A 21,111-nucleotide genomic window follows, 5' to 3' on the forward strand; every position below is an offset into this window, starting at 1 on the left:
CGGAATAGGAACAGCGACGACCATGCCGCCCACGACCCGCATCGCTAAAGTCTTCGACGGCGCCACCGACGGCGTCCCGTACTACCTCCCGAACCACCCGCGCCTGACCCCGGCCGAGCGCGACCAGCCCCTGGCCTACCTCGCGGCGGGCACAGCGCTGATGATGACCACCGCGTCCGAGCCCGACTTCGTCGAGCCGAACCGCGGCGAGGTGGTCCCGATGAACTTCCGCACCGACGGCACCTGGGTCTGGAACGACGCGCTCGCCTACTACCTCGCCGAGTACGGCTTCGCGCCGGAACCGGACTTCCTGGCCGCGATGGAAGCGGCCGGATGGACGTGCCCGACGCCGGATGCCGAGGTTGTTGAGCGCGCGCTGGAGGAGTTGTTCGGGGAGTAGGGGTTCAGTACCACCCGGTCGCGTCCACCACATCTTCCTCCGCCAGAGGCTCCCCCGGCCCGACTCCAGCCGTGATCGCCAGCCGCCTCCCCCGACTCCCCCGACTCCGCCGCCTCTCCACCTCGCGCCGGACCCACCCCGGAATCAGCGCCGCCGCCCCGCCGCCGATCAGCAGCACGCCCGCCAGCGCCCGCGTCTTGCGCACCGGCACCACCGTCGTCGACGGCTGGACCAGCAGCTGTGTCCGGACCCTGTCGTTGGCGTCGACGCCGACCCGGTTCTGCAGGTCGTCCAGATCCGCGTTCAGCGCGCCGAGGAGGATCCGCAGGGACGACGCCGCCGCCGGCACGCTCGGTCCGTCCGCTGAGATGTCCAGGCGCGGCAGCCAGTAGTAGGGCTCCTGCGTCGTCCCGCTGTTGCGCGGAGTCAGCGAGTACCCCGCCGACATGCCCTGCGCGTGCAGCTGTGCCGCGCTGGAATCGCTCGACAGTCCTTCGGCGATCAGTGCCGCGGTCGCCGCCAGCGAGGCCTTCTGGTCCGAGTACGGGTTCGGGTTGTCCTTCGCCTGCTCGAGCGAGGGTGCCTCCACCTCGACCACGGCCTGGGCACGGAAGCGGGGCGCCGGGTGGGTCGCGTAGTAGCCGCCGAGCATGGTCACGGCCAGGATCGGGGCCGCCAGCCATGACGCCCGCGCGCGCCGCCGTACCGCGTGCGCCAGGCCGGCGTCGCGCCGGTCCGGTGACGCCACGAGTTCGTCCCGCGCCCTCACAGCAGTCCCCCATCCGCTTGGCCGGGCGCCTGTTGGAGCGCCCGTGCCGACCCCCTCGATGATGCAGGGCGGGGCGCGGCGCCGGAACCCCGAAAATGGGGGGAGATCCCCACACGGACGAGCTCGTCCGTTTCCTTCCCCGTGATCTGATACGGCCCTATCATGGACCACCGTCGGGTTTCGTCTGGGATCCGGCGCGCGAGGCCGAACGCGAAACGTGGGGGGACCATGGATCTCGGCACGATGCTGCGCGTCATGCTGCGGCGATGGTACGTGTCCATCCCCGCACTGTTGGTAGCCATCGCCCTGCCCGCGGCGGCGTGGACGATGATCTCCTCGAAGTATCAGACCACGTCCACCATCAGCCTGCTCAACTCGCCGGCGGGGTCCAGCGCCGATCAGGGCACCGGCAACCCGTTCCTGGCGTTCAACAGTTCCCTGACACCGATGGCCGACTTCCTGGCGCGCCGGCTGAGTTCGGACCAGACGGCGACCGATCTGGCGGGCAAGGGTGTCACCGACGCGTTCTCCGCCGAGCTGGCGCCGAACGCCTCGGGGCCCTTCCTGACCATGACCATGACCGGCAAGGACCCGAACCTGGTCATGACCGAGCTGCAGACCTTCGACCAGTACGCGATCAGCGAGCTCGCGGTGATCCAGACCAGCACCACCTCCTCGCTGCCGGCCTCGACGCTGATCCGGGCGGTGGTCGTGGTCCCGCCGCAGAAGCCGACGACGTCGATGAAGTCGAAGTTCGAGGACGTGGCCGGGGCCGGCGTGTTCGGCCTGGCGATCCTGTTCCTGTCCGTGTTCGGCAGCGAGGCCGTGGCGCTGCGCCGGGCCCGTGAGCGGGCCGGCCAGCCGCGCCGCCGGTCCGGTTCCTCTGCCTCGCACGCGGGCTCGGGATCGGGCTTGGGATCGGGCGCCGGCACCACCGCCGGCGTCGGCGTCAGCAACGGCAACGGCAACGGCGTCGGCAACGGAACCCTGGCCCGCCGCGCCTCCGCCTCCGCCCCCGCCCCCGCCCCCGCCCCCGCCCTGTCGTCCGCAGCGCAGCTGCCGCACTACCGCGACTCCGAGTTCGACGCGGAGTTCGAGGCGGAGCACGAGGACGAGACCGAGCCGTGGATCGACATCGAGCCGCTCCCGCTCGAACACCTCGCGATCACCGATCGCGACCCGGGCCCGCGCTGAGGAGGCCCGAGAAGTGAGCGCTCCGGCGCCCCCGCGACCCCGCCGCCGGACCGCCGGGGACTCCTCCGGCAGCTCGGCCGGCGACACCGCCGGCCACCGCCGGCTCCCGGCCCTGTCCCGGCACCGCGACCCCGCGGTCCTGCACGCGAAGCCGTCCCGCTGGGACGCCACCTCGGTCCTGACCGTCTACGCCACCCTGGTGATGCTGGCCCCGGCCACCCAGACGGTGGCCAACCTCGGCGCCCTGGGCGCCCCGGCGACCGTCTTCTCGGTGCTGGCGTTCCTGTGGTTCCTGGCCGGGCGCCTCACCGGCCGCCTCAGCGTCGACCCCGGATCGGGCTCGGTGCGCAAGGCGATGTGCGTCCTGGCCTCCGCCTTCACCATCTCCTACATCACGCTGGCGGGCCGCTCGGCCAGCACCCTGGAGACCCAGGCCGCCGACCGGGCCCTGATCCTCATGCTGATCTGGTGCGGCCTGGTGGTCGTGGCCTCCGCGGGGATCACCGACCGGGCCCGCCTGGAGACGCTGCTGCGCCGCCTGGTCCTGCTCGGCACGATCGTGGCCGTGATCGGCATCTTCGAGTTCTTCTCCGGCTGGCAGTTCACCGAGCACATCGTCATCCCGGGGCTGGCCACCAACGTCGACCCGGCCGCCACCGGCGCCCGCGGCGGCCACCTGCGCGCGCAGGCCACCACCACCCAGCCGCTGGAGTTCGGCGCGGTGATCGCCGTCCACCTGCCCTTCGCGCTCCAGCAGGCCGGCGACGCCTCGAAGTGGGGCCCGGGGCTGCGGGACAAGCTGCGCCGCTACGGCCCGGTGACCGTCATGGTCATCAGCCTGCCGATGACGGTGTCCCGCACCGCGATCATCGGCCTGGTCGTGGTGATGGCGGTGCTGATGCCCTCCTGGCCCAAGCACCGCCGGCGTCCGGCATACCTGATATCGCTGGTCGGCGCGGCGGCGGTCCGGGTCCTCGTCCCGGGGCTGCTCGGCACGATCCTGGTGCTGTTCTCCTCGGCCTCCGGCAACTCCGACAACAGCTCGCAGGCCCGCACGAAGGACTACGCGGGCGTCACGCCGTACATCAAACAACGGCCGTGGTTCGGCCGCGGCCCGTCCACGTTCATCCCGAGCCTCTACCGCTACACCGACAACTACTACCTGCTGGCCCTGGTCGAGGTCGGCATCGTCGGCGTCCTGGCGGTCCTGGTCGTCTACTTCACCGGGATCCGCGCCGGCCGGCTCGGCCGCAGGCTGAGCGTGGACGAGCCGTACCGCGACCTCGGCCAGTGCTTCGCCGCGACGTTCGCGGTGATGTTCTTCATCAGCGCCACCTTCGACACACTCAGCTTCCCGATGCTCAGCGGGTTGCTCTTCCTCTTGTTCGGTTGTTCGGGTGCTTATTTAGGCATCGCCCGGTCGGAAGCCGCCGCCAGAGCTCAGACAGGTGCCCCATGAGCCAGTCGCAAGTCGCCCCGGACGCCGGTTCGGAACCCGGGGGTTCGGAACCCGCTGGTTCGGAGACCGCCGGTTCCGAACCCGCTGCTCCGGAATCGCTCGGCGACCGTGTCCGCTCCGCCGCCAAGTGGAGCCTTATCAATACCCTGCTGATCCGCATCGGCACGTTCGCGACGGGCGTGATCCTGGCCCGCGGCGCGCTGACGCCCCGAGACTGGGGGTTGTACGCGGTCGGCGGCGTCGCGCAGGCGGTGCTGCTGTCGTTCAACGAGCTGGGCGTCAGCCTGGCCGTGGTGCGCTGGGACCGCGACCCGCGCTCGTTCGCGCCGACGGTCGTCACCCTGGCGACGGCCTCCAGCACGCTGCTGTACGTCGGGCTGTGGTTCCTGGCCCACGACATCGCGGTCATGCTCGGCTCCCCCGACGCCACCGGCGTGCTGCGGATCCTGTGCTTCGCCGTGGTCGTCGACGGCGTGGCCTGCGTCCCGAACGCGGTGCTGATGCGCGAGTTCCGGCAGCGGGCGCGCCTGACGATCGACCTGCTGACGTTCGTCGTGAGCTCCGGCCTCACCCTGCTGCTGGCGTTCCGCGGCTGGGGCGCGTCCAGCTTCGCCTGGGGCGGCGTGGCCGGCGTCATGGTCGCGCTGATCGGCTGCGGCATCGCGGCCCCCGGCTACCTGCGGCCCGGCTGGGACCGCAAGGTGGCGCGCGAACTCGTCCACTACGGCGCGCCGCTGGCCGGAGCCAGCCTGTTCGTCCTGGCGACGATGAACACCGACAGCGCCGTCGTCGGCGCCACGCTCGGCCCGGTGGCGCTGGGCCTGTACCGGGTCGCGTTCACGATGTCGAGCTGGCCGGTCCGCGCCATCTCCGAGACCGCGCGCCGGGTCTCCTTCGCGGGCTTCTCCCGCGCCGCGGTCTCCGAGCAGACCCTCACCGACGGCTTCACCGGCGGCCTGTCGCCCCTGCTGATCGCCTCGGTCCCGGCCTGCGCGCTGCTCGCGGCCCTGCCGGGACCGATCATCCGCTCGGTCTACGGCGACCAGTGGACCGGCGCCGCGGGAGCCCTGCGCTATCTGGCGATCCTCGGCCTGCTGCGGATCGTCTTCGAGCTCTGCTACGACTTCCTGGTCGCCGCCGGCCGCTCCCGGGCGCTGCTGACGGTCCAGGCCCTCTGGCTCGCCGCCCTGATCCCGGCCCTCATCATCGGGGCGCACCGCAACGGCATCAGCGGCGTCGGCGCGGGTCACATCGTCGTCGCCGCCGCGCTCATCGCGCCGGCCTACCTCCTGACGCTGCGCGCCGTCGGCATCCACCCCCTGCGCATCGCCGCGGTCACGTGGCGCCCGCTGCTCGGCGGCGCGGCGGTGGTGGCCGTGGCCGTCGCGGTGAACCACGTCGCCGGAGACTCCGACGCCGGACTCGCCGGCGCGAGCCTGGTCGCGATGGCCGCGTACGTGCCGATCGCGGTGCCGGCATCAGTGATGCGGCAGGTGTCGGGGACGGTGGCGTCGCGGTTCGGCCGGATCGGCAGGCGCCGCAAGCCCATTGCGCCGCCGATCGTCGTCGACGAACGGCTCGCTTCGGGGGAGTCCGCCTCGGCCTGACAAACGCGATCGTCTTCGAACTCTGTTGCCAGCTCGCGCACAGAGACGTAGCGTCCTGAACATGAGTGTTCAGTCTGGCGCCTTGAGCCGATCCCGCCGCGCCGTGAAACGGCCCCTGCTCGACGTGGTGGCCGAAGTCCTCCTGGCGCAGCCCGGCGCCTCGCTCGCCGAGGTGGCCGAGGCCGCCGGGATCAGTCGCACCACGCTCCACAAGCACTACGCGACGAGGGACGAGCTGGTACGCGCGGTCGGCGTGCGAGCCACGGACATCTGGGAGCAGGCGGTCGACCGGGTCGCGGACAAGCCCGGCACGGAGGCGGGCCTGCGAGAGTTGCTCGCCGCCATGATCGAGAGCGGGCCGCAGCTGGCGTTCCTGTGGCGCAACCCCGTCCTCGACGGTGATCACGAACTCATTCAGCGCTACATCGACGTCGAGAACCGCTGCCTGGCGGTCCTGGATCGCGCGCGCAAGCAAGGCCTGCTCGCCGCCTCCACGCCCGACTGGTGGCTGCTGCAGACCATGCACGCGCTCGTCTACACCGCGGCGGAGGCTGTGCACGACGGAAAGCTGGCGCCGCTCGACGCGCCTGATCTCGCGCTCAGAACGCTGCTGCACGGACTGGGTGCGCGGGGCGTGCAGGAGGCGTCGGCATGAGCAGGCTCACGCAGACAGCCGGATTCGTCGCATCGCTCTACACACAGCGTGCCTTCACCCACTATCTGGCCTACGTACGACACGAGCCGATGGCGCAGCTCGCCACCCGCAAAGGCAGCCAGGACCCGTACGCGATCTACCGGCAGATGCAGCAGAACGGGCCGCTCTACCTGACGGCGCGCGGCAACTGGTCCACGGCGAGCCACCGGGTGTGCAACGCGGTACTGCGCGACCGGAAGTTCGGCGTCATGCAGGACGAGTACCTGGACCTGTCGTTCCTCGGCATGAACCCGCCGAACCACACCAGACTGCGCCGCCTGGCACAGCCCGCCTTCAGCCCGAAGACCCTCCCGGCCTTCCGCGACCGCATCGAGAACACGGTCGCGGACCTCCTCGACCGCGCGACGTCCCGCGGCGGCAGCTTCGACCTCGTCACCGATTTCGCCGCGCCGCTCCCGATCAGCGTCATCACCGAACTCCTCGGCATCCCCGACGCCGACAGCCGCGAGTTCGCCGAACACGGCGCCGTCGTCGGCGGCGCACTCGACGGGGTCAACTCGCTGCGCCAAGCGGCACGCTTCCAAGCCGCACAGGCAGCGCTGCACACCCTGTTCGAGAACGTCTTCGAGCTCCGCCGCCGCGAACCGGCCGACGACCTGATCAGCCGCCTGCTGGCGGCCGAAGGCGACCAGCTCCAGCCGAGCGAGCTGGAACCGATGGTCTTCCTGCTCCTGATCGCCGGCTTCGAGACGACGGTCAACGTCATCGGCAACTGCGTCCTGGCCCTGCTGCGCAACCCGGAACAGTGGGAAGCCCTCCGCGCGGACCCCGAACGCCTGGCCCCCCAAGCGGTCGAGGAGGCACTCCGCTACGACCCACCGGTTCAGGGCACCAGCCGCATCGCCCTGGAGGACGCGGAACTCGAAGGGCGGCACGTCCGCCGAGGACAGACCGTCTTCACCATGATCGGCGGCGCCGGCCGCGACCCCGAGGTCTACGACCACCCGGACACCTTCGACATCGAACGCCCCAACCCCGCCGAACACCTGGCCTTCTCCAGTGGCATCCACTACTGCGTGGGGCAACCGCTGGCCCGCATGGAGCTGACCATCGCCATCCAGATGCTGGCGGAGCGCATGCCGAAGCTTCGGCTCGCCGGGCCGGTGCGGCGGCGGAGGACGACGACGATCAGGGGGTTGCAGCGGTTGGTGGTGAGTGCGGACTGACTCTCCGGCGAGCGGTGGGGGCGGTGGGGGCAGTGGGGGCGGTGGGGGCGGTGGGGGCGGTGGGGGCGGTTGCAGCGTGGTGCCATCCGACCGCACCGCCAGCCTCCGGCACCGGCACCAGCACCAGCACCAGCACCGCCACCAGCCGCGAGGCGCTCCTATCCCCTACCACCCCCGCCGCCGCCAAGACTGCCACCACACCCACTCCCGCCCCCGGTTCACCGCCGCGCTCACCACCAGCGGCCGCAGGTACGGCATAGCCCGCTCCCCGACCGTCCGCCGCACCCGCAAGCCCGCGTACTCCGGCAGCCGCCGGTACTCCGGCCAGCAGTCCTCGGCGAAGGCGATCAGCTCCGTCACCGGAACCGTCCCCGTCAGCCCCTTGTCGTACGCGCGCACCGCTCGTCGCAGCGCCTGCCGGGCCAGCTTCCGGCGCATCTCCGCGGCCCAGGCGTCCGCGTCCGGCAGTGCGTCGCCGCACTTCACCAGGACCGACTCGAAGGCAGCACGGCGTTGGCGCAGGTCGTCGAGCTGGCCGCCGAAGTCGACCGTCGACATGTTCGCGCCGTGGCGGCGGTAGTACGCCTGGTCCGCGCCGCGGATGTGGCCGACGCCGGCCACCGAGGCGGCGCGCATCCACATCTCGATGTCGCCGGAGTGCGGGAGCGCCGGGTCATAGCCGCCGATGCGCTTCTGGACCGAGGTGCGCATCACCACCTCCGGGGACGTGATGCAGCCCTCCGCTGTGCGGAACCGGCGCCGCAGCCACCACAGTCCGGGCCGCACCGCCCACTCGCCGCTGCGCCAGTCCGCCCCGCGCGCCGGCGGCAGCGACGAGCCGTCCTGGAAGGTCAGCGGGTGCCCGTACACGAAGCCGACCGAGGGGTGCGCGTCCAGCAGTGCCGTCGCGCGCACCAGGGCTCCCGGGGTCAGCCGGTCGTCTGCCGACAGCAGGACGCTGTAGTCCCCGTCGGCCCAGTCCAACAGTCCTTCGTTGTACGTCGCGATGTGGCCCCGGTTCACCTCGTGGACCGCCACCGAGATGCGCGGGTCCGCCGCCGCCAGTTCCCGCGCCTTGTCCGCCGAGTCGTCGGGCGAGCAGTCGTCGATGATCAGGACCCGTACGTCGACGCCGGGCTGCTCGTCCAGCACGCTGCGCACGCAGTCGGCCAAGAAGTGCCCGTACCGATAGCACGGGATCACGACGCTGACACTGCCCATAACACTCCGCCCGATTCACAGAAACTGAAACACGACTAGCGAACAAGCAGCCGGCCGAGCCCTGCGCGCAACCGCGACGCGCGACCCGGCCGGCCACCTCCTACTTGATCCCCGGCTTGTTACTCCGGCTCCCATACGAAGGGGACGGCAAGACTCCCGGCGCCACACCCAGAGGCGTTCCCTGCCCCGGCAGCGCAGGCGAACCGCCGGTCACCGTCGTCGGCGCGATCACCCACGTCAGCGGCGGCGTCGGATCGTCGTTGTCGACGTTCGCGGTCACCGTCACCCGGTACGACGCGTCGCGCGGCAGCATCCCCGAGGGATGGAACGCCACGATGTGCGTCGCCGGATCGAAGGTCACGTACCCCGGCATGACCGTCCCCGACGGCCACTCCTGCCCCGGTACCGGCGCCGCCGTGATCACGGTCATCTTCACCGACGCCGGATCGGCCGTCGCGGGAAGCACCGTGGTGATCGGGTGCGTCGGATCCATCACCGGGTCCTTGAGCAGCGTGATCTTGTTGCCGGACGGCGTGGCCGCGGATCCCGCAACCGCCGCGCCCGCGCCCGCCACCGCGGCACCCGTCACCCGGCCGCTGATCACCCGCGCGCTGGGACTCGACAGCTGCGACGCCGCCGGGCTGGCGGCCGGGGCGGTCGTCTGGAAGATCGGATCCACCCAGTAGTTCGTCGCGTTATAGGTGTTGGTCGGGAACGTGGCCGTCGACCCGTACGAGTAGAGCCCGTTCGTGGTTGCCGGCGCGGTGAGCGGATAGTAGTTGTGCGGGTTGGTGAAGTATCCGCCGTCCGCCGCGTAGTGCCCGGCAGGCGCGTGGTACGAGACCACGTACGGCGTGTTCGCGGCGATCGAGACCGGGGTCGCGAACGTCAGCGTCTGCCACCCCGAGGCGCTCTCGCCGGTGAACGTCCCGGTCGCCAGTTGCTGGCCGGTGGCGCTCCACAAGGTGCCGGTGTGCGTGCCGGTGTTCGCAGCACTCTTATAGAACCGGAGCCCGGTCACGTTCCCCGCCACCGACGAGGAGAACTTCACCCCGAGCTCCACCGAGTTGCCGTCCCCGGAGTCCGCCGTCGTCGGCACACTCGACGTCGGCCACAGCGTGCACGGGCACGAGGGCGCCGGCATCGTGGCGGCGGTCGTGAACTGCCACGTCGCCGCCGCGCTCATCGCGTTGCCATAGGCGTCGTCCGCCATGAGCGAAGCGGTGTACCCGGTGCTCAACGCCAGCGGGCTGTCGGGGGTGAACACGATCGTGTTCGTCGACGACGTGTAGCTCACCGAGCCGGGCACCGAGGTCCCCGTCCCGTCCTTCACCGTGAAGGTCGCCGTCGTCGGGTCCATCGAGGCGCTGAACGACGCCGACACCTGCGTCGTCGGCGACACCGCGGTCGCCCCCGAGCCCGGGGTCGTCGAGGTCACCGTCGGCGGCGTGGTCGGGATCCCGGTGTTGTCGAACACCGGGTCCACCCAGTAGTTGGTGTCGTTGTAGGAGTTGTTCGGGAAGGCCGTCGAGGATCCGTAGGCGTAGACGCCGTTCCCGCTGGAGCTCGTCGACTGCTGCGCCTGGATCGGCGGCGCCCCGGCCCCGCCGGACGTGAAGTACCCGGCGTCGGCCGCGTAGTGCCCGACCGGCGCGTGGTACGACACGACGTAGGTCGTGTTCGCCTTGATCGACACCGGCGTGGTGAAGTTCAGCGTCTGCCAGCCCGGCTGCGTCACCGTCGCCGTCGAGGCCGGCGTGGACGCCAGCAGCAGCCCGTTGGAGGTCCACAGGCTCGCCACGTGCGAGCCGGTGTTCGCCGGGCTCTGGTAGAAGCGGACGCCGGTGATGTTGCCGGCGGTCGAGGTCTTGAACTTGGTCCCGACCTCCACCGACGCGCCGTCACCGCTGTCCGGGTGGGACGGCGACGCGGTGGACGGGAAGATCACGCAGGGGCAGACCTGCGGGCCGACGGTCAGGCCGACCGACTGTTGGGCTCCTATGTCCGCGTTGTCGTCCTCGGAGCGCACCTGGATCTGCGCATTGCCCATGGTGGTCGGCGTCCAGGCGTAGCTCCAGGTCACCGCGCCGCCGGCGGTCTGCGTGGTGCTGGCGGCGTTCCACGTGGTGCCGCCGTCCACCGAGACCTCGACCCGGGCCACGACGGTCCCGGGCGACGGCGCCGCGGTGCCGGTGGCCGTCAGGGGCTTGAGGACCTGCACCGTGGTGCCGGAACTCGGAGCGGTCACGGTCGTCGTCGGGCCCGGGGTGCCGGCCGGCAGCGCCGTGCCGGTCACCAGTCCGGACTGCGGCGTGGTCGGCTGCTCCCCCTCGTCGGCCAGCATGTTCATGGTGGCCTGCTGGACGTCCCGGTCCACCGTGGTGGTCTGGTTCGGCGGGTTCGGCGGGTTGGCGACGCCGGTGTTGTCGGTGTGCAGGTTCGTCAGGCCCCAGGACCACTGGACCGTGGCCGTGCCGAAGACCAGCGCATGCGACGTCTGGTCGCGGAACTCCACCAGGCTGTGCGTGGCCTGACCGGTCGAGTAGTCGTTGCCGTAGTCGGTGCGCAGCTGGTCCACGGTCAGCGTCGTGGAGGACAGGTCGATCTCCCCCGGCGGCCGTGTGGAGTCGGCGTAGTCCGAGTCCCATTCGTAGCCCAGCAGGCCGTAGGGCGTGCTCTCCGAGCCGTTCATGAGGCTGGCGACCGAGGTGTGGCGCCAGACGCGCAGGTCGGCGTACTGCGACGAGAAGGTGATCGGTGAGTACTGGTTCGCGTTGACCGAGAACAGCGTGCCGGTCAGCTGGTCCTCGGGCGCCGCGCCGGTGCCGAGGCCGTGGGCGTCCATCCAGGTGCCGGTCCACTGCCCTGTCGGGTCGGGGACGCCGTCCACCGGGTTGGTCCCGTACAGCTTCGTCATCTTGTACGTGGTCATGGTGCGGTTCGGCGTGTTGGACCCGTCGATGCTGTTCTCCATGCGGGTCCGCCAGAAGACCTCGTTGCCGGACATGAAGATCTGGTTCTGTCCGGCATGCCGCGCCGCCATGACGTTGTTCCACTGGGCCTGGTTCCAGTACTCGTCATGGCCCGAGGAGATGAACACCTTGTGGTTGCTCACCGACGCCGCGTCGGTCGTGGCGTCGATACCGGAGATGTAGCTGACGTCGTAGCCGTTCTCCTCCAGCCAGTAGATCAGCGCGAACTCCGAGCCGAACACGCCGTTCTGCCCGATGTCCGGCAGCGGCCGGTTGTAGCTGACGCGGTAGGCGCGGCCGTCCGGCGCCGGGCCGTTGCCCACGTAGACGTCCTGGCCGCCGAAGGTGTTGTAGGCCTGCCAGGTCTGGTCGGAGGTCTGCACCACGACGTCGCTGTGGTGCGCGGCGTTGTCCGGTTCCCGGACCACCACCGGCACCGGCATGTAGCCGATCAGCGCGTCGGTGCTGTCCCACTGCTCCAGGGCGACGATGTAGACCCCTGACACTGCGGTGGAGGGCACCTGGATCGCCACGGTGGTCGGCCAGTTCCCGCAGTCCACCAGACCGGTGGACTTGTCGGAGTCGCAGGCCGGCAGGGTGTTCGTGTAGTTGGCGGGGTAGGTCCCGGTGGAGGTGTTCATGCTCCACGACATCGCCCGCGAGCCCTTGCCGCCGTAGTACCCGAGGCGGTCGACCTCGACCGCGTACTTCGTCGGGGACTCCACCTTCAGGCTGATCGTGCCGCCCGGCAGCACGCTCTCGGAGGTGGTGAACCCCTGGATGTCCCCGTAGGCGCTGGTGTACGTCGCCAGGTTCCCGGCGCCGTCGGTCAGGTCCTCCACGCCGGTGGTCTGCTGGTTCTCGCACGCCACCGCGTTGGCGCACGCCGCGGCGGGCGCCGGCCCGGCCACGCCCCACACCGTCACCACGGAGGCGACCGCCACCGCGACGACCGCGTAGGCGGACTTCCTCAGCCCTCTGTAAATCCTGTTGTGCGCCATGGTTCCGCGACCTCGTTCGCAGTGCTCTGTCTTGCTACAGACGGCCCCGGTGCGCCGGAAGCGCCCGGGCCAGGGCGGCGACGACGCTCTCCTGCTGCTCCCGCATCAGATGCGGGTGCAGCGGCAGGGAGAGCGTGTGCGCCGCGACATGTTCGGCGTGCGGATACGACGCTTCGGTGGCGAACGCGCCGGTCCGGTGGAGCGGCACCGGGTAGTGGATCCCCGCGCCGATGCCCTCGGCCTCCAGGGCCGCCAGGACCGCGTCCCGGTCGGGGACCTGGACCGTGTACAGGTGCCAGACGTGCTCGTTGCCCGGCAGCACGGTCGGCAGGGTGACGTCGTCGAGGTCGGCGAGCAGCTTGTCGTAGTACGCCGCCGCGGCCTGGCGCGCGGCGTTCCACTCCGGCAGCCGGCGCAGCTTGGCGCGCAGGACCACGGCCTGCAGCGCGTCCAGCCGGCTGTTGACGCCCGCGATGTCGTGCGCGTACTTGACCAGGCCGCCGTGGCTGCCCAGCTTGCGCACCGTCCCGGCCAGCTCCTCGTCGTCCGTCAGGACCGCCCCGCCGTCCCCGTAGGCGCCGAGGTTCTTGCCGGGATAGAAGCTCGTCGCGGCGATCGCCCCGGGCCCGGAGCCGGGCGTCCGGCCCAGGCGCGTGGCGCCCTGGCACTGGGCGGCGTCCTCGACGATCCGGATGTCGCTGCCGGCCAGACCGGCTCGCAGCTCGTCGACCGGCGCGAGCTGCCCGTACAGGTGGACCGGCACGATGGCCTTGGTGGCCGGCCGGATCGCGGCCAGCGCCGCCGGGACGTCGAGCAGGCAGGAGGCCGGGTCGCAGTCCACGAACACCGGCTTCGCGCCGATCCGGGCCACCGCGCCGGCGGTGGCCGCGAAGGTGTTCGCCGGCACGATCACCTCGTCGCCCGGCACGACCCCGACCGCGCGCAGCGACAGCTCGACGGCGTCGGTGCCGTTGGCCACGCCGACGCAGTGCGCGACGCCGGCGAACGCCGCGTACTCGCGTTCGAAGGCCGCCACCTGCGGGCCGCCGACGAATCCGGTCGTGGCCAGCACCTCGGCGAACCCGGCCTGCACCGCGTGCGCGACCTCCGCGTGCGCGGCGGCCAGGTCGACCAGGGGTATGCGCGGGCTCATGGATCAGTCCTCCGGTCGACGGCGCCGCACGCACGGCGCAGTGAATCAGGGTTCGATGAATTGGGGCGGGGACAGTGACGGCGAGGGCACGGCATCGCGCCCCCGCCGTCTTGCCGCGACGTGTTCATCGCAGCGCCGCCCGGTGCGCTAAGGACTCCGGGCGGGCGACGTCCCGGAGTTTGCGGGCCGGATTCCCGACCCACACCTCGCGGTCCGGCACGTCCTGGAGCACCACGGATCCCATGCCCACCTGCGACCAGGCCCCGATGCGCACGCCCTCACGCACCATGGCCCCGGCCCCGATGTAGGCACCCTCGTCGACGACCACGCCGCCGCCGAGCTTCACCCCGGAGGCCAGCGTCGCGTAGTCCCGGACCACGACGTCGTGGGTCACCACGGCGTGCGGCATCACGGCCACGTGCCGGCTGATCGTCGCGTCGGCGGTCAGGACCACCCCGGCCAGCAGCACCGATCCGGCACCGACCGTGGAGCTGCGCGACAGCTGCGCGAAGGGGTGCACGATGGTCGCGTACCGCCGGTCCGGCAGGCCCAGCCGCTCGACGATCCGGGCCCGCGCGAAGTAGTTGCGCGGATTGCCGACGCAGACCACCAGCCGCACCTCCGGCAGCGAGCGGATCAGGTCGATGGGCCCCCGGACCTGGTCGGCGATCGGCAGTCCGGGCAGCGCGTCGTCGAGGAAGCCGGCGAAGACGTCAGAGCCCGGATACCGGTCCCGGAGGGCTTCGGCCGTCTCCCGGCCGAAGCCGCCGGCCCCGGCGATCGCGATCCGCAGCTCGGTCACGAGGCGGCCGCCTTCACGACGGCCACGACACGGTCCTGCTGCGCCGCGGTCATGCCGTGGAACACCGGCAGGATCAGCGAGTTCAGGCTCAGCGCCTCGGTGGCCGGCAGCCGCGGCGTGCTGACGTCCGCGTACGCCGGCTCCATGTGCGCGGCCATGATGCCGCGGCGCGCGGAGACTCCCGCGTCGGACAGCCGGAGCAGCAACTCGTCGCGGGAGACCGGGAACCGGTCGTCCAGCCGGACCCAGAACGACTGGTAGTTGGTCCGGCCGTATTCGGGGTCCGTCACCGGCGACAGCCCGGGGATCCCCGCCAGCTCGCGCTGGTACCGGGCCGCGATCTCCCGCCGCTCGGCGACCGTCGGGGCCAGCTTGCGCAGCTGCACCAGCCCCACCGCGGCCTGGATGTCGGTCATCCGGTAGTTGAACCCGGTCTCCAGATACGCCTCCAGCACCGGCTTCGCGCTCGCGTGCCGGTCGGCGGCCGAGACGTTCATCCCGTGCTCGCGCAGGCGCCGCATCCGGGCCGCGGCCTCGGCGTCGTCGGTGGTGACCATGCCGCCCTCGCCGGTGGTGAGCAGCTTGCGCGGGTGGAACGACCACGCCGCCGCCTGCGCGCCGGCCCCGACCGGAGCGCCCCGGTAGCGGACTCCCGCCGCGCACGCCGCGTCTTCCAGCAGCGCCAGACCGCGCTCCCGGCACAGGCCGCGCAGCGCGTCCAGGTCCGCCGGCACGCCGCCCTGGTGGACGAGGATCACCGCGCGGGTCCGGGGAGTCAGCACGGCGGCCACGGTCTCAGGGGTCAGATTCCCCGTCGCGAGGTCCACATCGGCGAAGACCGGGACGGCGTTCACGTAGCGCGCGGCGTTCGCCGTCGCGATGAAGGACAGCGACGGCACGACCACCTCGTCGCCGTCGCCGGTGCCGACGCCGAGGGCCACCAGGCCGAGGTGCAGCGCGGCGGTGCCCGAGCTGCAGGCGACGCCGTACGCGGCCCCCACCTCGGCGGCGAAGGCCCGCTCGAACTCGGCGACGCGCGGCCCCTGGGCGACCCAGCCGGAGCGCACCGCCTCGGCCGCGGCCTCGGCCTCCTCCTCGCCGAGCCACGGCACCATCACCGGGATGCGCGCCGCCGCCTCGGCCTCGGCTTCGGCCTCGGTGACCACAGCGCTGCTCATGAGGGAGCTCCTTCGACCGCGGCCCCGGAGGCCGTCTTGGCCGCCGCCGCGGCGCGCACCGCCGCCGCCGCGACCCCGGACACCGGCGCCGGCTCGGGCGCCGCCTCCTGCTCGCTCCGCCACCACTGCACCAGGTCCGTCAGCCCCTCACGCAGCTGCATCTCGGCCTTGAACCCCAGCCGCGACTCGGCCTGCGAGATGTCGGCCAGGCGCCGGGTCACGCCGTTCACGGCCCGCGGCGGCCCGTACTCCACCGGCAGATCCGAACCCATGACCTCCAGCAGCGTCTTGGCCAGCTCGTTCAGGCTGGTCTCGACCCCGCAGGCGACGTTGAAGACCTCGTCGGTCAGGTCCGCGGCCGCCGCCAGGACGTTGGCCCGCGCGATGTCCGCGACGTGCACGAAGTCCATCGTCTGCGTGCCGTCTCCGAGGATCAGCGGCGGCGTGCCGGCCGCGATGCGCTCCATCCAGCGGATCAGGACCTCGGTGTAGAGGCCGTGGATGTCCATGCGCGGGCCGTAGACATTGAAGTACCGCAGCGCGACGTAGTCGAGCCCGTACATGCTCTTGAAACTGCGGAGCATCGCCTCGTTGAAGGCCTTCGCCGCGCCGTAGAAGGTGTCGTTGTTGTAGCTGTGGTGCCGCTCGTCGGTCGGGAAGTGCTCGGCCAGGCCGTAGACCGAGGCCGAGGAGGACGCCACGACCTTCTTCACCCCGGCCGCCGCCGCGGCCTCCAGCACGTTGAACGTGCCGTCGACGAGCACCTCGTTGGCCAGCCTCGGCTCCTCGGCGCACTGCGTGATCCGGATCGCCGCCAGGTGGAACACCACGTCGGTGCCGGCGCTCAGCTCGGCGAGCAGGTCCCGGTCCCGGATGTCGCCCTCGACGATCCGCACCCGGCCGCCCGGAATCGCCGCGGCCAGGTTGGCCCGCCGGCCGCGGACGAAGTTGTCCAGCACGACCACCGACTCGCAGCCGGCCTCCAGCAGCCGGTCCACGACATGCGAGCCGATCGTCCCGGCGCCGCCGGTGACCAGCGCCCGGCTGCCCGCCAGGGCGACCGCCGCGCCGGTGTTGTGCGTGGTGCTCATGCGCCCTCCAAGGCGTCGTCGCTCACAGCCACGAGGGCTCCGTTCTCGGCGAGGCTGCGCGAGGCGGCCTCGAGGATCCGCAGGACCCGCAGTCCCGCACGGCCGTCGGTGGCCGCCGGCGTACCGGTGCGCACGGCGCGGGCGAACTCCTCGACCGCCACCGCCAGCGCCTCCCGCTCGTTCAGCGCCGGCGCCACCATGTCCCCGGTCCGGTAGGACACCAGGGCCGCGCGCCGCTGGTCGGCGCCGAGCTCCTCGGGCCGGGCCAGGTCCACACCGCGGTCGAAGACGCTGACCCGCTGCGCCGGGTTCAGGTCGTCCCAGACCAGCGTGCGCTTGGAGCCGCCGACGATGGTGGTGCGCACCTTCGTCGGGGACAGCCAGTTCACGTGGCCGTGCGCGATCGCGCCGGAGGACAGCGACAGCGTCAGGTACGCCACGCAGGTCCGGCCGGCCCCTATCGGGTCCGCGCCGGTCGCGGCCACGGCCACCGGCTTGACGGTCTCCGGGAGGATGAAGTCCAGGATCGACAGGTCATGCGGGGCCAGGTCCCACAGGACGTCCACGTCCGGCTGGATCAGCCCCAGGTTGATCCGCACCGAGTCGACGAAGTGGACCTCGCCGAGCTCGCCGGAATGAATCAGTTCTCTGATGGCCAGCACGGCCGGGGTGTAGCAGTAGGTGTGGTCGCACATCAGCACCAGGCCGCGCTCGGCGGCCTCGGCGACCAGTTCGGCGCCCTCGGCCTCGGTGGCCGCCAGCGGCTTCTCGACCAGCACGTGCCGCCCGGCGCGCAACGCGGCCATCGCCACGTCCCGGTGCGTGCGGGCCGGCGTCGCGATCGCCACCGCCTTGACGTCCGGGTCGGACAGCGCGTCGTCCAACGCACCGCTGACCCGGACGCTGGCGTACGGCGCCGCGACCTTCTCGGCCCGCGCGGTGTCCAGATCGATCAGCCAGCGCAGGTCCCAGTCCGGCGAACCCATGAGGTTCCGCACCAGGTTCGGCCCCCAGTACCCGGCGCCGACAACAGCGATTCCCGGCCGCTCCGCGGCCGATGATCCCCCCGACATTCTCAGTACGCTCCTTTGCCCTTGACGACGGCCGAGCCGGTCCGCAGCAAGATCTCCGCGTCCAGGCCCAACGACCAGTTCTCGACGTATCCCAGGTCCAGCCGGACCGCGTCCGCCCACGCCAGGTCGGAGCGGCCGCTGACCTGCCACAGCCCGGTCAGGCCGGGCTTGACCAGCAGCCGGCGGCCGACCTCCTCGCTGTACTTGGCAGCCTCCTCCGGCAGCGGCGGACGCGGCCCGACCAGGGCCATGTCGCCGCGCACGACGTTGAGCAGCTGCGGCAGCTCGTCCAGCGAGTACCGGCGCAGCACCGCGCCGACCTTCGTCACCCGCGGGTCCCGCCGCATCTTGAACAGCAGGCCGTCGGCGTTGACGTTCAGGTGTGTGAGCTCCTTCTTCGCCGCGGCCGCGCCGTTGGACATGGTGCGGAACTTGTAGAGGACGAAGTGCTCCCCGCGCAGGCCCACGCGGGTCTGCCGGAAGTAGATCGGACGGCCGTCGCCGACCAGGATCGCCACCGACACCGCCAGGAAGATCGGCGCCAGCAGCAGGATGCCGATCGCCGCCATCACCCGCTCGCCGAGTTCCTTGGGAACGCGGGAGCCACGCGACAGCTTGGGTGCGCGCACGTGGAACAGCGGGACGCCGCCGTCGCGCCGGACCGCCAGCCGCGCCGGCGCGATCTCGCTCAGGAACGGGGCGACCAGGATGTCCGCGCCCAGGCCGGCCAGCCTCCAGCCCAGGCCGCTCAGTGCCGCCGCCCCCAGATGCGGGCCGGGCATCAGCACCACGACCTCGCACCCGGTCACCTCCAAGGCCGTCGCGACCTGCTCGGCGTCGCTGGGTCCGCCGTGCGCGGTCAGCGTGCCGACGTTCAGCGGGTCCAGCGGGTCCTGCGGAGTCGGCGGCACCGACCCCGAGGCCGTCGTCAACGGCGCACCGGGCGCGGCGGGCCCGGCGACCTCCAACGAGGCCACCGCCCGCAGCCCCGAGCGCTCACGCCGCAGGATCGCGGCCATCGCCGAGCACTGGATCGCGCTGCCAACCAAGAGAGCTGGCCTTGAGGCCAGCCCCGTGTGCCGTGCTTGCAAGGCGCGGAACGCTTTGCGGGCTAACAGCGACGCGACCGCCGCCGTGGGCGCTGCCAGCAGCACCCCACGCACCAATCTGTCGTTGCGGGCGACCAGCGCGCACAGCGCCGACAGCGCTGCCATCGCGGCCAGGCAGGCCCGCAGAATCCTGTGATACTCCTCGGTCCCCGGCCCCACGTGCCGTCGCTCGTACAGCCGGTGCGCACCAGCGGCACCGACCCACGCGACAGGCACGGCGACCAGCGCCGGCCAGTCGTCCTGGACCGGGACCGCCAGCCATGTGGCCGCCGTCGCGCACGTCCAGTCCATCGCCACCAGGAGCGCCGTACCGGCGCGCCTGCCATAACCAGATCTCGCTCGTGCGACACGTACTCGCACAAGCGGGCTCTCCACGCCCGACCCGACCGCCATGCCGAAATCCCCCCACGGAATCCGTCCGCACCGCTCGATGCCTACCGCCCCGCACTACCCCGGCCATGACCGCTGCGTAACCGCACGAACACTTGTGAACGGAAAGCATGGTAGTGGGCTGGGATACTTCGCGCGAGATGTACCGGAGAGTTATCATGGCTAACACTTAGCGTCGTTCTGCTGTTATACGTACTGTGTCCAGACATGGTCGCCTGTGGGACAACCACCGAAGCCCAGCCGGGCCGGTGGAGTGGGGGGATGAGGATGGCGCGTAGCGCGCTGCGCTGGGGCAAAGACACACTCAACCGAATGATCGGATGGCAGGTGATCTTTGAGATACGCAACAAAACCTTGAAATGGCCGGGTGTGCTTCGGATGCGTCGCTTCGAGGACCGAGAAGTGAAACGCCTGCGGGCTGTAGCGCCGCTTTTGTCGGCACGGGTCGCCGTGGTGATCCCGACCTACCGCCGGCCGGAGGGACTCGCCGCCGCGGTGGACTCTGTACTGGGGCAGACCTGGTCGGACTTTGTCGTGGTGGTGGTGGACGACGGCGGAGGCGGGCTGGAAGCGGCCAAACTTCCGGACGATCCGCGACTACGCACCGTGTCGCTTTCCGAGAATTCACATGTCCTCGGCCTGGTCCGGAACGTGGGAATACGGCTGACGGAATCGCGCTACGTCGCGTTTCTGGACGACGACAATATCTGGGAGCCAGAGCATTTGGCCCTGACAGTGAAAACCCTGATGGATTCCCCGCGCCTGTCTGGCGTATACACCGCATTGCACCGGGTTTTGCCGGACGGGTCCGATCTGGACGTGTTGTCAGTGCCCTTCGACCGCAAGCGCGCGTCCTGGGACTCGTTCCTCGACTGCAACGCCTTCGTGGCGGTACGCAGCAGAGCATTGATCTTCAGCCGCATGCCGCGGCCCATCGGCCTGCTGCCGCGCGAGGACTGGGAAATGATGTACCGGTTCACGCGCCGCCACCGCATCACCCACCTGCCGTCGCCGACGGTCCGGTACTTGGTGAACCCGTCGAGCTTCTACACACAGTGGGACAAAGACGACAAGGGGGAGAGCGAATGAGCGCCACGGATTTGAGGAACATCTCGTTCCACGGCATCGGAATCCCGGACGGCCCCGAACGCGAACCGGACGAGCACCGCTACTGGGTGACGGAGTCGACCTTCCTGCGCGTCCTGGACTTCTGCGCCGAACAACCCAACGTCCGCCTGAGCTTCGACGACGGCAACGCCTCCGACGCGGCCATCGCCCTGCCGGCCCTGCGGGAGCGCGGCCTGCGAGCCGACTTCTTCCCGATCGCCGATCGCCTGGGCACCCCCGGCAACCTCGAACCCGGAGCCCTGCGAGACCTCACCGCCGCCGGCATGACCGTCGGCACCCACGGCGCGGCCCACCGCCCCTGGACCACAGCCCTGGCCACGGACCACATCAAGGAACTCGAGGAAGCCCGAGGCCGCATCGCCGAACACAGCGGCCGCCCGGTCGACACCGCCGCCTGCCCCTTCGGCGCCTACGACCGCAAAGTGCTGCAAGCCCTGCGCAAAGCGGGCTACCGCACGGTGTTCACCAGCGACGCCCGCCCCGCCCGCAGCGGCGCCTGGCTCCAGCCGCGCTACAGCGTCGAGGCCGACGACACGCCGGAGACGGTGCGGGCGCGGATGCTGGCGCCGCGGTCGGCGACGGGGCGGGCGGCGGATCGGGCGGTGCTGATGGTGAAGGCTTGGCGGTGAGCGGGGTTTTGGTCGGGACAGGGTCCGCTGCCGCTGGCACTGTCGGTGCCGCCG

Annotated in this window: 17 protein-coding genes; 8 read left to right on the forward strand and 9 right to left on the reverse strand. The window is 71.3% G+C overall.

Annotated features, from left to right (window positions below):
- The first annotated feature begins 22 nt into the window (after positions 1-22).
- Positions 23-400, forward strand: a complete 378-nt coding sequence (locus ABH926_RS41720) for a hypothetical protein (RefSeq protein WP_370371933.1) — start codon at positions 23-25, stop codon at positions 398-400.
- Between the two features lie 4 nt (positions 401-404).
- Here the strand turns inward: ABH926_RS41720 and ABH926_RS41725 are convergent, their stop codons facing one another.
- The gene (locus ABH926_RS41725; protein ID WP_370371934.1) at positions 405-1,148 is read right to left on the reverse strand and encodes a hypothetical protein; all 744 of its coding nucleotides are present in this window, start codon (positions 1,146-1,148) and stop codon (positions 405-407) included.
- Between the two features lie 249 nt (positions 1,149-1,397).
- Here ABH926_RS41725 and ABH926_RS41730 point away from each other — a divergent pair, with 249 nt between their 5' ends.
- The 5 genes from ABH926_RS41730 to ABH926_RS41750 all read left to right on the forward strand — a co-directional run bounded on the left by ABH926_RS41730 (position 1,398) and on the right by ABH926_RS41750 (position 7,310).
- Positions 1,398-2,363, forward strand: coding sequence for a hypothetical protein (locus ABH926_RS41730; RefSeq protein WP_370371936.1), 966 nt, complete (start codon positions 1,398-1,400; stop codon positions 2,361-2,363).
- Positions 2,364-2,376: 13 nt separating this feature from the next.
- Positions 2,377-3,822, forward strand: coding sequence for an O-antigen ligase family protein (locus tag ABH926_RS41735; RefSeq protein ID WP_370371937.1), 1,446 nt, complete (start codon positions 2,377-2,379; stop codon positions 3,820-3,822).
- Positions 3,819-5,429 (forward strand): oligosaccharide flippase family protein, encoded by a 1,611-nt coding sequence (locus tag ABH926_RS41740; RefSeq protein WP_370371938.1) that lies wholly within the window; start codon positions 3,819-3,821, stop codon positions 5,427-5,429. Before ABH926_RS41735 ends, ABH926_RS41740 begins: the two co-directional genes overlap by 4 nt.
- A gap of 61 nt (positions 5,430-5,490) precedes the next feature.
- Positions 5,491-6,084 carry a TetR/AcrR family transcriptional regulator gene (locus ABH926_RS41745; protein ID WP_370371940.1) on the forward strand — a complete coding sequence of 198 codons (594 nt, stop codon included), beginning with the start codon at positions 5,491-5,493 and terminating at the stop codon, positions 6,082-6,084.
- Positions 6,081-7,310 (forward strand): cytochrome P450, encoded by a 1,230-nt coding sequence (locus tag ABH926_RS41750; RefSeq protein ID WP_370371942.1) that lies wholly within the window; start codon positions 6,081-6,083, stop codon positions 7,308-7,310. Before ABH926_RS41745 ends, ABH926_RS41750 begins: the two co-directional genes overlap by 4 nt.
- A gap of 165 nt (positions 7,311-7,475) precedes the next feature.
- Here the strand turns inward: ABH926_RS41750 and ABH926_RS41755 are convergent, their stop codons facing one another.
- The 8 genes from ABH926_RS41755 to ABH926_RS41790 all read right to left on the reverse strand — a co-directional run bounded on the left by ABH926_RS41755 (position 7,476) and on the right by ABH926_RS41790 (position 19,201).
- Positions 7,476-8,531, reverse strand: coding sequence for a glycosyltransferase family 2 protein (locus ABH926_RS41755; protein ID WP_370371944.1), 1,056 nt, complete (start codon positions 8,529-8,531; stop codon positions 7,476-7,478).
- A 100-nt stretch (positions 8,532-8,631) separates the two neighbouring features.
- Complete coding sequence (locus ABH926_RS41760) at positions 8,632-12,504, reverse strand: DUF4082 domain-containing protein (protein WP_370371946.1); 3,873 nt, start codon at positions 12,502-12,504, stop codon at positions 8,632-8,634.
- Positions 12,505-12,538: 34 nt separating this feature from the next.
- Complete coding sequence (locus ABH926_RS41765; RefSeq protein WP_370371948.1) at positions 12,539-13,657, reverse strand: DegT/DnrJ/EryC1/StrS family aminotransferase; 1,119 nt, start codon at positions 13,655-13,657, stop codon at positions 12,539-12,541.
- A 124-nt stretch (positions 13,658-13,781) separates the two neighbouring features.
- Positions 13,782-14,459: a NeuD/PglB/VioB family sugar acetyltransferase gene (locus ABH926_RS41770; protein WP_370371949.1), complete on the reverse strand. Its 678-nt coding sequence runs from the start codon at positions 14,457-14,459 to the stop codon at positions 13,782-13,784.
- Positions 14,456-15,637 carry a DegT/DnrJ/EryC1/StrS family aminotransferase gene (locus ABH926_RS41775; protein WP_370371951.1) on the reverse strand — a complete coding sequence of 394 codons (1,182 nt, stop codon included), beginning with the start codon at positions 15,635-15,637 and terminating at the stop codon, positions 14,456-14,458. The genes ABH926_RS41770 and ABH926_RS41775 overlap by 4 nt, the downstream gene beginning before the upstream one ends.
- Positions 15,634-16,728, reverse strand: a complete 1,095-nt coding sequence (locus tag ABH926_RS41780) for an NAD-dependent epimerase/dehydratase family protein (RefSeq protein ID WP_370371953.1) — start codon at positions 16,726-16,728, stop codon at positions 15,634-15,636. The genes ABH926_RS41775 and ABH926_RS41780 overlap by 4 nt, the downstream gene beginning before the upstream one ends.
- Positions 16,725-17,801, reverse strand: a complete 1,077-nt coding sequence (locus tag ABH926_RS41785) for a Gfo/Idh/MocA family protein (RefSeq protein WP_370371954.1) — start codon at positions 17,799-17,801, stop codon at positions 16,725-16,727. Before ABH926_RS41785 ends, ABH926_RS41780 begins: the two co-directional genes overlap by 4 nt.
- Positions 17,802-17,803: 2 nt before the next feature.
- Positions 17,804-19,201, reverse strand: coding sequence for a sugar transferase (locus ABH926_RS41790; protein ID WP_370372001.1), 1,398 nt, complete (start codon positions 19,199-19,201; stop codon positions 17,804-17,806).
- Positions 19,202-19,612: 411 nt separating this feature from the next.
- On the opposite strand from ABH926_RS41790, the gene ABH926_RS41795 reads away from it, so the two are divergent.
- Complete coding sequence (locus ABH926_RS41795; protein WP_370371956.1) at positions 19,613-20,389, forward strand: glycosyltransferase family 2 protein; 777 nt, start codon at positions 19,613-19,615, stop codon at positions 20,387-20,389.
- On the forward strand, positions 20,386-21,057 hold the full coding sequence (locus tag ABH926_RS41800; RefSeq protein WP_370371958.1) for a polysaccharide deacetylase family protein: 672 nt from the start codon (positions 20,386-20,388) through the stop codon (positions 21,055-21,057). Before ABH926_RS41795 ends, ABH926_RS41800 begins: the two co-directional genes overlap by 4 nt.
- Positions 21,058-21,111: the final 54 nt, after the last annotated feature.

The sequence above is a fragment of the Catenulispora sp. GP43 genome, from assembly GCF_041260665.1.
Classification (GTDB): domain Bacteria; phylum Actinomycetota; class Actinomycetes; order Streptomycetales; family Catenulisporaceae; genus Catenulispora.